Origin of the sequence: Chryseobacterium sp. RU37D (genome assembly GCF_900156075.1) — a bacterium.
Classification (GTDB): Bacteria; Bacteroidota; Bacteroidia; order Flavobacteriales; family Weeksellaceae; genus Chryseobacterium.
Genome location: NZ_FTMM01000008.1, coordinates 105,327 through 119,671 on the forward strand (window position 1 = coordinate 105,327; position 14,345 = coordinate 119,671).

General features: G+C 36.0%; 11 protein-coding genes. 6 read left to right on the forward strand and 5 right to left on the reverse strand.

What is annotated here, in order from left to right; translation table 11 throughout:
- The first annotated feature begins 331 nt into the window (after positions 1 to 331).
- Positions 332 to 1,045, forward strand: a complete 714-nt coding sequence (locus BW926_RS05890) for a phytanoyl-CoA dioxygenase family protein (protein WP_076445113.1) — start codon at positions 332 to 334, stop codon at positions 1,043 to 1,045.
- 38 nt (positions 1,046 to 1,083) lie between these two features.
- Here the strand turns inward: BW926_RS05890 and BW926_RS14525 are convergent, their stop codons facing one another.
- Positions 1,084 to 1,479: a hypothetical protein gene (locus tag BW926_RS14525; RefSeq protein WP_076445115.1), complete on the reverse strand. Its 396-nt coding sequence runs from the start codon at positions 1,477 to 1,479 to the stop codon at positions 1,084 to 1,086.
- 371 nt (positions 1,480 to 1,850) lie between these two features.
- Positions 1,851 to 4,652: a GH92 family glycosyl hydrolase gene (locus tag BW926_RS05900; protein WP_076445143.1), complete on the reverse strand. Its 2,802-nt coding sequence runs from the start codon at positions 4,650 to 4,652 to the stop codon at positions 1,851 to 1,853.
- Between the two features lie 128 nt (positions 4,653 to 4,780).
- Here BW926_RS05900 and BW926_RS05905 point away from each other — a divergent pair, with 128 nt between their 5' ends.
- Positions 4,781 to 5,887, forward strand: a complete 1,107-nt coding sequence (locus BW926_RS05905) for an Mrp/NBP35 family ATP-binding protein (protein WP_076445117.1) — start codon at positions 4,781 to 4,783, stop codon at positions 5,885 to 5,887.
- A 46-nt stretch (positions 5,888 to 5,933) separates the two neighbouring features.
- Positions 5,934 to 6,182, forward strand: a complete 249-nt coding sequence (locus BW926_RS05910; RefSeq protein ID WP_076445119.1) for a NifU family protein — start codon at positions 5,934 to 5,936, stop codon at positions 6,180 to 6,182.
- Between the two features lie 352 nt (positions 6,183 to 6,534).
- Here BW926_RS05910 and BW926_RS05915 read toward each other — a convergent pair whose 3' ends face one another.
- From BW926_RS05915 to ppk1, 3 genes are all read right to left on the reverse strand, one after another.
- Positions 6,535 to 7,092, reverse strand: a complete 558-nt coding sequence (locus BW926_RS05915; RefSeq protein WP_228403406.1) for a Rossmann-fold NAD(P)-binding domain-containing protein — start codon at positions 7,090 to 7,092, stop codon at positions 6,535 to 6,537.
- A 72-nt stretch (positions 7,093 to 7,164) separates the two neighbouring features.
- Positions 7,165 to 8,049, reverse strand: a complete 885-nt coding sequence (locus BW926_RS05920) for a Ppx/GppA phosphatase family protein (protein ID WP_076445121.1) — start codon at positions 8,047 to 8,049, stop codon at positions 7,165 to 7,167.
- Positions 8,050 to 8,055: 6 nt separating this feature from the next.
- Positions 8,056 to 10,119 (reverse strand): polyphosphate kinase 1, encoded by a 2,064-nt coding sequence (gene ppk1, locus BW926_RS05925; protein ID WP_076445123.1) that lies wholly within the window; start codon positions 10,117 to 10,119, stop codon positions 8,056 to 8,058.
- 258 nt (positions 10,120 to 10,377) lie between these two features.
- Between ppk1 and BW926_RS05930 the strand changes: the two genes are divergently transcribed.
- From BW926_RS05930 to BW926_RS05940, 3 genes are all read left to right on the forward strand, one after another.
- Positions 10,378 to 11,595 (forward strand): zinc-dependent metalloprotease, encoded by a 1,218-nt coding sequence (locus tag BW926_RS05930; protein ID WP_076445125.1) that lies wholly within the window; start codon positions 10,378 to 10,380, stop codon positions 11,593 to 11,595.
- Positions 11,596 to 11,744: 149 nt separating this feature from the next.
- Positions 11,745 to 13,640: a molecular chaperone DnaK gene (gene dnaK, locus BW926_RS05935; protein ID WP_076445127.1), complete on the forward strand. Its 1,896-nt coding sequence runs from the start codon at positions 11,745 to 11,747 to the stop codon at positions 13,638 to 13,640.
- 308 nt (positions 13,641 to 13,948) lie between these two features.
- The gene (locus BW926_RS05940) at positions 13,949 to 14,278 is read left to right on the forward strand and encodes a hypothetical protein (RefSeq protein ID WP_076445129.1); all 330 of its coding nucleotides are present in this window, start codon (positions 13,949 to 13,951) and stop codon (positions 14,276 to 14,278) included.
- Positions 14,279 to 14,345 lie beyond the last annotated feature (67 nt).

Sequence of the window (14,345 nt, forward strand, 5' to 3'; positions counted from 1 at the left end):
TAGCGGCGGCGGAGCCGCCGCTACCAATAAAATAAAATGAGCTCAAACAAATACTTCAATCGGGGCTAGGGTTGTAGACATTACTTCCAATACTAGGAATAACCGCAAAGTTTGTCATTTCGCAGGAATCTAAAAATAGTATTAGAAATATAATATGGAAAAATTCGAGCTTAGGTCCCTATGGGAAGATAAGCTTCGTGGAAATAAATTAAAAGAGAAAATAAAAGTTTAAATGGCTTTGTTATCATTAGCAGAAAAAGGCCTTTACTAACAAAAAATAACTAAAGAAATCTTTACGATCTTTGCATTAAAATAAGTTCAATAAAATCGAATGAATTTACAAAATCATAAAAACTTAATTCAAGAAAAAGGATTTACGGTAATCAACAATATTTTTTCGAATGAAGAAATAGAAAAGATTAGCAGCAGCATCCAAAATATAGATACATCAAAAGAAACGTTCAGAAAATCAAAAGATCTCTTTGCAATAAGGCAGTTGTTAAAGGAAATTCCTGAAGTGCAGGATTTGGTTTTTAATGATAAGATTAAAACCATTATTAACGAAATCTTTGGAGAAAGATATTTTGTTGTAAAAAGCATTTATTTTGATAAACCTGAAAGATCAAACTGGTATGTTGCTTATCATCAGGATTTAACCATTTCCGTTGATAAGAAAATAGATATGGAAAATTTCGGACCGTGGACTACCAAACAAAATCAGTTTGCAGTTCAACCTCCATTGGATATTCTTGAAAATATTTTCACCATCAGGATCCACCTGGATGATACGGATGAAAATAACGGAGCTCTAAAAGTTGTTCCAAAATCTCATTCAAAAGGTATTTACAGAGCAGAAACGATCGACTGGAATTTGGAAATAGAAGAGATCTGCAAGGTAGAAAAAGGAGGAATAATGATTATGAAACCTTTACTTCTTCACGGCTCAAATCGTACTACAAACAGTAAAAAAAGAAGAGTCATCCATATCGAATTTTCTGATGCCGAACTTCCGGAAATCCTGAATTGGTCGGAAAGATTAAATTGAATAAAAAAACCTCTTTCAAGTTAAAAGAGGCTATGTTTTTACCGTTCGCTATTGATTACTTCTGCGTACTTTTTATCTATATTTTCCTTATTATATAAAAAAAGGATTAGGTATTCTTGTTGGAAGGCATCATCGAATCCCGGTCTATCAACAATCATGTTCTTTTTTAAAATATTTTCAATTTCTTTGTCTTTATTTCCGAAAGTTGTTATGGGTGTTAATTCCTCAATTTCAGATCGATCATTAACCTTGACTTTGTATATTGCAAATGGGCTTTTAGGTGAAAAGTCCTTAATATAAGAAAGTGCAGACTTATCATCAGTTTGTAATTTATCAAAGCAGGTGGCAAATGTAAGACCGATAAATCTAAATTTATTTTTATCTATATACGTGAAGGTTTTTTCTAAAGTTTCTAATTCCACTTTTTCTTTCATATTAAAACTATATTTAGCAGAACATGACGAAATAGAATACATGCCTCCGTATTTTTTTAATAGAATAAGATATGTTTCATTAGGTTTCACATCCACTTCACAGGCACCTGAATAAGAATTTCCAATTAAACCTCTTACATTCAGTGTTTTGAACTTTTTACCTTTGTATATTTTTTCAAATTCAATATCAGCTTTATAAGTTCTGTTTTCCTGATTTTCACCATATACTTTTATAATTTTAATAACTCCTAAAACATCCGCAGATAGATAATTTTCTGCTAATGGTGCTTGGTTACATTTGCAAGCAGAAACTTGTATAGTGCTGATTATTAAAAATAATATGAAGAGGAATTTTTTTCATTGACATAAATTTATTTCACAGCAATTTCATCAATAAAGATATAAGATTCACCTCCCGCTCCCAAATGCCATTCCGGAAGGATTCCGAAATGATAGGCCTTTACCTTGATGTATCTGGCCTCTGTAGGAAGGATATCTGCTGTGAAATCTTTCCTTTGGATGGTTTCATCTTTTGGATCAACGGTATTCTCGACGGTTTTCAGTAAAATGAAATCCTTGCCGTTGTTTGAAGCATAATATTCCACTTTTTTAGGCATTAAAATCCATGCTTTGCTGTCCTGAAGATAGGTAGAAGATAATTGATTAACCTGTTGCGGTGATTTCATATCAATAATTGCTTCAAAAGTCTGGCCCTGGTATCCAAGCCATTCTCCTTTTCTCCAGTTGATATCACCTAAGATCCCATCAATTAAAGATAATTTTCCACTTGCTGTATATTGCGGAGTCGGAGTAGAATTTACCGTGATATCCCAGTTATTAGGTCTTCTATTAAAGTGGGCTGTCACAATGGAACTTTTTCCGCCGTTCCTTTCTGCATAAGCAGAAACATGGGTAGTTTTTGTAATGGTAAAAGGTTCTTTGTAAGGTTTGAAAGTCTTTCTTACGTTGGCATCGCCCTCATCCATAGTCATGTAATAAAGCTTATCATCAGGATGTAGTGGGGTGATCGTTACTTTTGTATTAAAATCAAAAATTCTGTCAGCAGCAATTACCGGACTGGCTGTTAATTCATCATATCTAAAATCTTTGAATGTTTTTGCATTTTCAAAACCTAATCTCTTAAGCTCTTCTTTGCTGGTATTCTTGGTGATGATTCTTTTGGTCCCGTCCTCAAGGTGAAGCTTTACTTCATCAAAATAAGGTGTAGTAGTCTGCCATTCAGGTAATCCCGGTGTTACGGAATAGATTCCTAAAGCGCTCAAAATATACCATGCACTCATCTGTCCGCAATCTTCATTCCCGATCAGGCCGTCCGGTGCGTTTTTGTAATAATGATCAAGGATATATTTGATTTTTGCATTTGTTTTTTCGGGTTTGCCAACATAATTATAGAGGTAGGCAATATGATGACTTGGTTCATTTCCCTGTGCATATTGTCCCATAAGGCCTGTGATATCCACCTGTTCTCTACCCATAGTTTTATCCGGAGCGGCAAAAATGGCGTCAATGAATTGTTCAAATTTTTCTTTTCCCCCATGAATTGCGATAAGTCCAGGGATATCCTGCTGTACGGAGTAGGAGTAATGCCAGGAATTTCCTTCCGTATAATTATTATTCACTTCTCTTGGCTCAAACGGTTCATACCAGTTTCCATTTTTTCTTGGCTGCATGAATCCGTTTTTCGGGTTGTACAGGTTTTTCCAGTTCTGGGAACGTTTCATGAAGTATTGGTAATCTTCTTTTTTGCCTAAAATTTTAGCCATTTGTGCGATACACCAGTCATCATAAGCATATTCCACGGTTTTGGAAACGCTTTCGTGCTCATCGTCTATGGCGATAAAATTATTTTGTTTATAAGCATTTAAGCCGAAAATATCAAGCATTGCAGAATGTTTGGAAGCTTCAAAAGCTTTTTCATAATCAAAGCCGGTGATTCCTTTCGCCATCGCATCTGCAATCACGGAAACGGCGTGGTAGCCGATCATGCATTCTGTTTCATTGGAAGCCAGCTCCCAGACAGGAAGTTTCCCGCCTTGTTCGTACTGCTTAATGAAAGTATTGATGAAATCTGCCGTTCTTTTTCTGTCTATTAAAGTCATTAAAGGATGCGCTCCTCTGAAGGTATCCCAAAGAGAGAAGACAGAGTAGTAATCGAAACCTTTGGCCATATAAAATTTGTTGTCGCGGCCTCTGTATTTGCCGTCAGCGTCCATATTGATGTTAGGTTGTGTAAAAAGATGGTACATTGCGGTGTAGAAGACCGTCAGTTTATCTTTATCGGAAGATTTTACTTCAATTTTTGATAATTCTTTATCCCAGTCTGCCATAGCCTGTCTTCTGATGGCTTCAAAATCATTAGATTTGCCTTCTGCGAGCATATTTTTTCCTGCGCCTTCATAGCCGGTCGGGGAAATGGCAACTTTTACATCGATTTTTTCTCCTTTTTTTACGTTTGTGGAAAATGCCAATGCTAGTTTTGTTCCGGTGAAAAAATTATTTTCATCTTTACCGTTTACCAGTTTTTTTGAAATTTTCATAGGCTTTGAAAACTCTATTCTAGCATAGATTTGTTGATTCGTAGCCCAGGCTTCGCTTCTTCGGAAAACTTCGATGGTTTTGTTGTCAATTACTCTTACTTCACCTTCCAGCAGCTTATCCCTGTGATTGAGGTCTAAAATAATATTGGCGTTTCCTGGATTATTGAAAGTGTATTCGTGATAGCCGACTCTTTTTGTCGTGGTAAGGCGTACGTCAATATTATTTTTTTCTAATGTAACGGAATAAAAACCCGCCGAAGCTTTTTCATTTTTATGCGAAAATTTAGATGAATATTCCATATTATTCAGGCTTGGATCTCCCATCGTTGGCATCAGCATAATGTCTCCATAGTCGTAAACACCTACACCGTTTAAATGGGTGTGGGAAAAACCGTAGATCACAGAATCTGAGTAGTGATACCCGCTGCAACCGTCCCAGCTTCCGTCCACTCTGGTGTCAGGAGAAAGTTGCACCATCCCAAAAGGAACGATAGCGCCCGGAAATGTGTGCCCGTGACCACCGGTTCCTATGAAAGGATTTACATATTGCGAATAATTTTGTGAAAATAAATTATGAGCAATAATTCCTAAAAGAACGACTAATATTTTTTTCATCATCTAAAAAATTAAAGTTCCCCTAAAATACTACAAATTTTGGTTTCACAAAAGAAAATATCTATCATTGAGTTTACTTATTCTAAATAGCTTAATTTTTCGTAAATTTGTAAACAATTTATTAGTTTATGTTGACGAAAGAAAAGGTACAGGATTTCCTTAAAGAGATAGAAGTTGATGATTTGGTGAATAACCTTCAGATAATGGGTAATGATGTATATATTGATATGACGGCCCATTCACCAGCAATGCACGAAAAGAAAAAGCTTGAGGCTGCTATGAAACAGGCTTTTGCCAGTGAATTTGGGGAGGATATTCATTTAAAATTAAAGATCGTTTCTCCGGAACCCAGTGAAATTCAGCAAAGCCAGATTAAAGGAAAACAAATCCCAGGGATTCAGAATATTATAGCCATCGCTTCCGGAAAGGGAGGTGTTGGGAAGTCTACAGTTTCTGCAAATATGGCAGTTACCTTAGCAAAAATGGGCTTCAAAGTAGGTCTATTGGACGCAGATATTTACGGGCCGTCTGTTCCTACCATGTTTGATACGGAAGGCCAAAAACCAATTTCAGTAGAAGTGGATGGTAAAAACCTGATGAAACCCATTGAAAATTATGGTGTAAAAATGCTTTCGATAGGATATTTTTCAGGAGCTAACCAGGCAGTGGTATGGAGAGGTCCTATGGCTTCAAAAGCATTAAACCAGATGATCAGGGATGCGGCCTGGGGAGAATTGGATTTTTTATTAATCGACCTTCCTCCGGGAACGGGTGACATCCACTTGTCAATCATTCAGGAAGTGCCTGTAACAGGTGCGGTGATTGTGAGTACCCCTCAGCATGTGGCTCTGGCGGATGTAAGAAAAGGAATCGCGATGTTCCAGATGGAAAGTATTAACATACCTGTTCTTGGATTAATCGAAAATATGGCGTATTTTACACCGGAAGAATTGCCGGAAAATAAATATTATATTTTTGGACAGCAGGGAGCGCAGTATTTAGCGGACGATTTAGGGATTCCTGTGTTGGGAGAGATTCCATTGATCCAAAGTATCAGAGAAGCGGGTGATGTAGGTAGACCAGCTGCTTTACAGGAAAGTTCTAAGATTGCAGAAATCTATATGGAAACTGCCCGTAAAATGGTAGAAAGCCTGGTAGAAAGAAATAAAAACCTTCCTCCGACTGAAGCTGTAAAAATTACGACAATGGCAGGCTGTTCTCCAAAAGCAAAATAATTATTTTTCAAAAAATTTGAAAAAAACCGATTGAACTGGAAAAAATATGGAAACAAAGATAACACACGAAGAAACAGTAACGAGAGTAATGGAAGCTCTGGAAAGCATCCGTCCGTTTTTGAATAAGGATGGTGGCGATATTGAGCTTATTGATGTGAAGGATAATCTGGTTTATGTAAAGCTTTTAGGAAACTGTTCCGGTTGTTCATTAAATTTTTCAACTTTAAAACTTGGAGTTGAGAATACTATCAAGCAGCACGCTCCGGAAATTGAAAAAGTAATAAGCGTAGAGTAAAAATTAAAAAATATATATTTTTTTAAAGACAGACTTAATAGGGTCTGTCTTTTTTATTTTAAGAAAATCTTAAAATAAATAGGATTATTTTCATAGAATTAATTACTATCGTCTAATACTAAGGTTCAATATTTTTTAAAAAGGTCTGCAAGAGAAATATCAAATCTAAATTCTAAAAAAGTTATTTGGTAGCTATATATGATCTACTATTAATAAATGTTAATCCAAAGAAGGATTTCTACCAGTGTGTGTTTCTATTCATTGAATATTTATGCATATAAAAATACCATGAAATAGATTTTAAAACGGATAATATAAAAAACAACCAGAAAAATTCTTTTTATCATTTCTTTTATATTGCTAAATTTTTAATGTCTTTAATTTCTAATGTTGAGGTAGGATATCCTTTCTGTACAGCATGGATCATGGCTCTGCCTACTTCGTGTAGATTTAGTGATTTTGAAGGTAATAACACAGGGAAAAACCAAATAAAAGGTTTAAAGAACCATTTTACATTTTGCTGATCTTCAACAGGTTTCATGAATCCCGGACGAAGATTATATACTGTCCTGAAGCCCATTTTCCGCAGAGCATTTTCTGTTCGGCCTTTTACTTTGGCCCACATGATTTTTCCGCTTTCTGTTCTGTCGCTATGAGCTCCGGAAACATAGTTGAATACCATTTCCGGGTTTTGACCGAGAACAGCTTTTGCAAAATGAATTGTAGTGTCATAAGTAATTCTGGTGTAATCTTCTTCATTCATACCAATACTGCTGATTCCGGCACAGAAAAAGACGGCATCATAACCTTTGAAATTTTCATCATTGAGGTTGATCTGTAGAACATCTGAAACAATGTATTCTATTTTTTTGGTTTCGGCGCGGCGGCGAAGCCGCCGCGCCGAAACCAAAAAAATATCGAGTGCGGAAAGCGGGAAAATAGCTCCTAAAAAACAAAACCGATCGAATTGACCGGTTGGAAATTATTTTTTATCCTGTAATTTACTGTAAATATTGTGAATAAGCCCATCGGCAACAGAAATTTTCGGAACAAAAATCCGGTTGATTTCAGACCATGACATGACATTGTTGAAGATTTTCAGGGCATGCACCAAAACATCGGCACGGTCTTCGCGCATATTGTATTTTGTCATTCTTTGATCTACGGTCATATCGTCGAATTCTTTGTAGACTTTTTTTAGGTGGGAAAGGGACATCGGCTTACCGTCTTTGGTTTTGCTCATGGAGAATACTTTATTGATATTTCCTCCCGAACCGATGGCTACGATTGGCTTTTTACTGTTGATGTTTTTTCTTATATCTTCCTTCATATCCTTCCAGTTATCCGCAGTTACCAGGTTGTTTAGCAAACGGATGGTTCCGATATTGAAAGATTTTTCGTAGATCATTTTTCCGTTTTCGTAGAAAGTGAGCTCTGTAGAACCTCCCCCCACATCGATATATAAATAAGCAAATTCTTTATCGAGCCCTTCTGCAATATGATTTTCAAAAACTAAAGTGGCTTCTTCATCTCCTGAAATGATTTCAATATCGATTCCTGAAGTTTTTTTGACCTCTTTGATGATTTCCTTACCGTTTGCGGCGTCACGCATGGCGCTTGTAGCACAGGCTCTGTAATGTTCAACCTTATAGATTTTCATCAGGTCGCTGAAGATTTTCATGGAGTCGATCACCATTTTTTCTCTTTCTGCCCCGATTTTTCCTAAGGTAAAAACATCCATTCCTAATCTTAAAGGGATTCTTAAAAGATTAAGCTTAATAAATTCCGGCTGTTTGTTATTGAATTTAACTTCATTAATCAAAAGTCTGGCAGCATTACTACCAATATCTATGGCTGCAATCTTCATTTTTTATTAGTTTTTGCTTTTTAAATATTTATATGTTTCTATCTGAGAACGGCATTCCTCTTTTTTATTGTTGATGTACTCGTTGCTCAATTTTTTGTCTAAAATACGTGCTTTTATGTTATCTCTCAACTGTATGTCCAGAATATCTTTTAATTCATTCTTTAAATTTTTATCCGTGATTTTGGCTGCAGCTTCTATCCTGTAGTCGAGATTTCGGGTCATCCAGTCTGCGGAAGAAATATAGATATCTTCCGCGCCTTTGTTATAGAAATACATTACTCTTGCATGTTCCAGATATTCATCCACAATACTGATTGCTTTTATTTTTTCCTTAAAATCTTTCTGATTGATCGCGCAATAAATTCCTCTTACAATCATTCTGATCACCACACCAGCTTGAGCTGCTTCATATAATTTTTCTATTAAAGCCCTGTCACTTACGGAATTGGCCTTGATGATCATTTCCGCTTTTCTTCCGGATTTGGCTTCCTCAATTTCTTTGTCAATATGATGAACGATCTTTTCGCGCATAAACTGAGGACAGACCAATAGGTTTTTGCAGGTTTTCAAAACAGGTATATAATCATCTTTTGGTTTTTTTAATACATTAAATACCTTATTAATATCGGCCATTATACCACGGTCGGCAGTCATCAGCAAATGGTCGCCATAGATTCTGGCTGTTTTTTCATTAAAATTTCCTGTGCTTATAAACCCGTATTGCACTGTTTTATTATGAACCCTCTTTTTAATTACACACAGCTTGGCGTGTACTTTTTTGTTCGGAAGTCCGATCAATACAGTGATTCCTTCAGGTTCCAGCATTTCTTTCCATTCCAGATTAGATTCTTCATCGAATCTTGCCTGAAGCTCAAGCATTACGGTTACTTCTTTGCCGTTTCTTGCTGCATAAATTAATGCATTAATAATTTTTGAACTGCTTGCTAGGCGATAAGCAGTAATCTGAATAGACTTCACATCCGGATCCATTGCCGCCTCGCGCAGAAGGTCAATTACAGGGTTATATTTATGATATGGGAAAGTTAGGAGTACATCATGTTTCAGGATAATATCCGTTACCCTTTCGCCATGCTCAAAAGCGGGATGGGTAAAAGAAGTTCTCTCGACAGGCCTTTCATAGGCCTGGAAAACATCAGGAAAATCCATAAAATGTTTAAAATTATGAATCTTTCCGCCGGGAATGATACTGTCTTTTTTCGTTAAATTTAATTTTCGGATCAGCATTTCAAGAAGCGCTTTATCCATGTCTTTGTCAAAAACAAAACGGGTGGGTTTTCCTTTTCTTCTGTTTTTTAATCCTTTTTCAATTTTTTCTGCAAAATTGGTTCTGATATCATTATCCAGATCCAGTTCAGCGTCTTTTGTCACCTTGAAAGCATTGGAGGCAAATTCGTCGTATCCAAAATAGGAGAAAATATGCGGTAAGTTGAAGGCAATTACATCTTCCAGAAGCATGACTTCTTTTTCCTCCGGATCTTCTGTCGGAAGCAATACAAAACGTCCCACAAAACGGGAAGGGATTTCAATGATGGCATAATTGCTGGAATACTGCCAGTCTTTTTTCCGCATCGCAACGCCCAGGTAAAGACTTTTGTCTCTCATATAGGGCATTGGCGTGTTTTCATGTAAAAGAATGGGAATGACATTAGATTCTACTACTTCATCAAAGTATTTTCTTACAAATTCTTTTTGTTTTGCTGTTAAGTTCTTGGAAGTTTTAATGAAAACCTTATGTTCAGCCATTTCTCCCTGGATTTTTTTCCAGGTTTTATCAAAATTCTGCTGATGCCGCATAACGATGTCATTGATCTTCTGAAGGATTTTTGAAGGCGGCTGGTAAAAGGATTCTGCAATTACTTTTTCCTTAAAATCCATCGCACGCTTTAATCCGGCAACCCGTACTCTGAAAAATTCATCTAAATTATTAGAAAAAATTCCTAAAAATCTAATTCTTAAATGTAAGGGTACATTTTCGTCCATAGCTTCCTGCAAAACCCTTTCATTGAAGGAAAGCCATGTAATATCTCTCGGATTAAAGTGTAATGACATTCTTTAGTTTATTTTATCAAAAATAATAATAAAGGAATATTCTATCTAATTTTAAGATTAAACTTTAATTAATTTTTCATTTTAGTCTAAGATTAACACTAACAGATATGGTTCTTATTAATAAACGTTAATATATCAAATATTTGTGAATAAATTTTTATAAAATAAATTAAGTTATTGATTATTTATTGAAATGAAAGAAAACTATTGTTTTGCTCTTTCGTTTACCAATATATTTGTCGAGTAAAATTTACAATGATGAAAAATTTTTTATTCTTTGGAGCCTTGATGCTGGCTTCTACTATTTCCGCACAAAGAACCTGCGGTTTTGATAAAAAAAGACAAGAATATTTTGCTAAAAATCCACAAGCTGCGGCTAAGCATGTCGATCTTCAAAATTATTTGAGCAATAAAAATAATGCAACAATTCAAGGGGTTGTTACTATCCCTGTAGTAGTACATGTGTTGTATAGAAATGCTACAGAAAATGTTTCTGATGCGCAGATAGCTTCACAAATTACAGTTCTTAATCAGGATTACAGGAAACTCAATGCAGATTTCAATACAGTTGTGCCTGATGCCTTCAAGCCCTATGCATCTGATATGGAGGTCGTTTTTTGTATGGCCACAAAAGACCCCAATGGAAACCCTACCACTGGTGTTGAAAGAAAAGCTGTACCTTCTAATTTTGATTATACGAATCAATATTTTACATCTGCCGGACTTGCGGCATGGGATACTACAAAATATCTTAATATTTGGGTTGGCGTACCTGAAGGAGTTTTGGGTTTTGCAACAGGGCCGGATTCAGCGGGGCAGCCTGAAGATGGACTGGTAATAGGGTATTATTGCTTCGGAACTACAGGGGCTGTCAATAATATCAATAATAAAGGAAGAACTGCAACTCACGAAATAGGACATTATTTTGGGTTAAATCATATTTGGGGTGAAGACGACAGCCTTTGCGGAACACCTGAGAATAGTGATGGATGTAATGATACTCCTGCGACGAATAATGCCTATTATGGAGCTCCTTTATTTCCAAGCAATCAGCATACTTGTACAAATACGGCTATAGGAGCAATGTTTATGAACTATATGGATTATGTAGATGATGGTGTGATGGGAATGTTCAGCAATGATCAGAAAACAATCGTAAGAAATTCAATTTCGGGCCCACGGGCAAGTTTATTAAACTCCAATACATGCACCACTTTATCTGTAAGCGAAGCTGAAAAAATAAACGCTGTTAATATTTTCCCTAATCCAACAACGCAATATATCTCAATAGCAGCTCCTCAAATGAAAATTAATGAAATGGAAATATTCAATGCCGAAGGGAGATTAGTAAAAAGAGCTTTTGTAAAAAATGAAACAGACAAAATTGATATAAAAGATTTTTCAGCCGGGGTATATTATGTCAGAGTTTACAAAGATAAACAGTTTGTAAAATCTTTAAAATTCATTAAAAAATAAGAAACAATTTCCATAAAAAGATTCTAAACCTCGGTTCTATCGAGGTTTTGATTTTTATGTGTCATTTTGTCATAAAACTTTGAATGGTACAGATATTGAGAAATTGAGAGTGTAAATTAAAATTAAAAATTAGAAAAAATATAAATATTATGAGTAAAATAATTGGAATTGACTTAGGAACAACCAACTCATGCGTTGCTGTAATGGAGGGGAAAGACCCTGTTGTGATCCCTAATGCAGAAGGGAAAAGAACGACTCCTTCTATTGTAGCATTTATAGAAGATGGTGAAAGAAAAGTGGGAGATCCTGCAAAAAGACAGGCTGTAACAAATCCAAAGAAAACCGTATACTCTATCAAAAGATTTATTGGTACTCACTTTAAAGATGACGGAAGCGAAATCGCAAGAGTTCCTTACGAAGTAGTAAGCGGACCAAATGATACAGTAAAAGTAAAAATCGACGATAGAGAATACACTCCACAGGAAATCTCTGCAATGATCCTTCAGAAAATGAAGAAAACGGCAGAAGATTATCTTGGGCAAGAAGTAACAAGAGCGGTTATCACTGTTCCTGCATACTTCAACGATGCACAAAGACAGGCTACTAAAGAGGCCGGAGAAATTGCAGGCCTTAAAGTAGAAAGAATTATCAACGAGCCTACAGCTGCAGCATTAGCTTACGGTCTTGATAAAAATCATAAAGATCAGAAAATCGCTGTGTATGACCTTGGTGGGGGTACTTTCGATATCTCTATCCTTGATTTGGGTGACGGTGTATTCGAAGTATTATCTACAAACGGTGATACGCACTTAGGAGGTGACGACTTTGATGATGTGATCATCAACTGGATGGCTGATGAATTCAAAGCCGAAGAAGGTGTTGACTTAAAATCTGACGCAATCGCATTACAAAGATTGAAAGAAGCTGCTGAAAAAGCAAAAATCGAGTTATCTTCTTCTCCTCAAACGGAAATCAACCTTCCATATATCACCGCTACAGCTACAGGGCCTAAACATTTAGTGAAGACTTTAACTAAAGCTAAATTCGAGCAGTTAGCATCAGATTTAGTAAGAAGATCTATGGAACCGGTTGCTAAAGCTTTAAAAGATGCAGGTTTATCAACTTCCGATATTGATGAAGTAATCCTGGTAGGTGGTTCTACAAGAATCCCGATCATTCAGGAAGAGGTAGAAAAATTTTTCGGTAAAAAACCTTCAAAAGGAGTGAATCCAGATGAGGTGGTAGCAGTAGGTGCGGCTATCCAAGGGGGGGTATTGACAGGTGATGTAAAAGACGTTCTTTTATTAGATGTTACGCCGCTTTCTCTGGGTATCGAAACAATGGGTTCTGTTTTCACTAAATTAATCGAAGCCAACACTACGATCCCAACTAAGAAATCTGAAGTATTCTCTACAGCTTCTGATAACCAGCCGGCTGTAAGCATCAGGGTAGGACAAGGTGAAAGGCCAATGTTCAATGATAACAAAGAGATTGGTAGATTCGACCTTACAGATATTCCACCAGCGCCAAGAGGGGTTCCTCAAATCGAAGTTACTTTCGATATCGACGCAAACGGTATTCTAAGTGTTTCTGCTAAAGATAAAGGAACTGGCAAAGAGCAGTCTATTAAAATCCAGGCATCTTCAGGACTTTCTGACGAAGAAATCGAAAGAATGAAAAAAGAAGCTCAAGAAAATTCTGCAGCAGATGCTAAGAGAAAAGAAGAAGTTGAGATCTTCAACAAAGCTGACGGATTGATCTTCCAGACTGAAAAGCAATTAAAAGAGTTTGGTGATAAATTATCTGCTGACAAAAAAGCAGCTATCGAAGCAGCTCACGGAGAATTGAAAACAGCTTTCGAAGCTAAAAATGCAGACGACGTAAAAACTAAAACAGAAGCTTTAGATGCAGCATGGATGGCAGCTTCAGAAGAATTGTATGCCGCAGGACAAGGAGCTCAAGGAAGTGCAGATGCCGAAGCTCAGAATACAGGAAATGCCGCGGGTGAAGATGTACAGGATGCAGATTTTGAAGAAGTAAAATAATAATTAAAGCAATTTATAAATGAGGCTATCTGAAAAGATAGCCTTTTTTTATATATCATATTTTAAAAAAATAATTAAGTAATTAATCATTCTTATGCAAAAAAATAATTATTAAATATATAAATGATAGGGTATTTTTTAATAAAATGATAAATTTTGTAAATTGTTAGTATGTTAATTTAAAGTGAAAAATAATAATTAATTTTTATATTTTTGTTTAGAATAGAGTATTATTATCAAAGAAATAATGTTTCGTTGGTTATATTTGTTTTTTTATTTTACTTTTGCGGAAACATAACTTTACAAAAATGAAACATCAACGACTAATTTTCAGTACAAAGCCTTTTGGTATTGAAGCCGAAAGTATTGTACGACCTCCCAGAGGTGTCTTAAAAAAAAGTTTTTTCTGTCTGCTGTTATTTTGTAGTGTGCTCCTATACTCGCAGCAATACTACAAGGTACCAGTATTATCAGCTTCTTCTACCCAGCCTTCACAGCCTGGGCAAGATCCATTATTTGCTGTAGATGGTGACCAAAATACACTCTACCATTCCCTTTGGAGTTCGGCTAATGCCATTCCGGATCAGCTGGATTTTTATTTTGCCCCTAGTGGATATACTAATTTAGCTTCCAGTTAGAGTTAAGCATAAAACCTTAATTTTAACGTATGAAACAAGGGCGAAAAATCTATGATCCAGCTTTTAA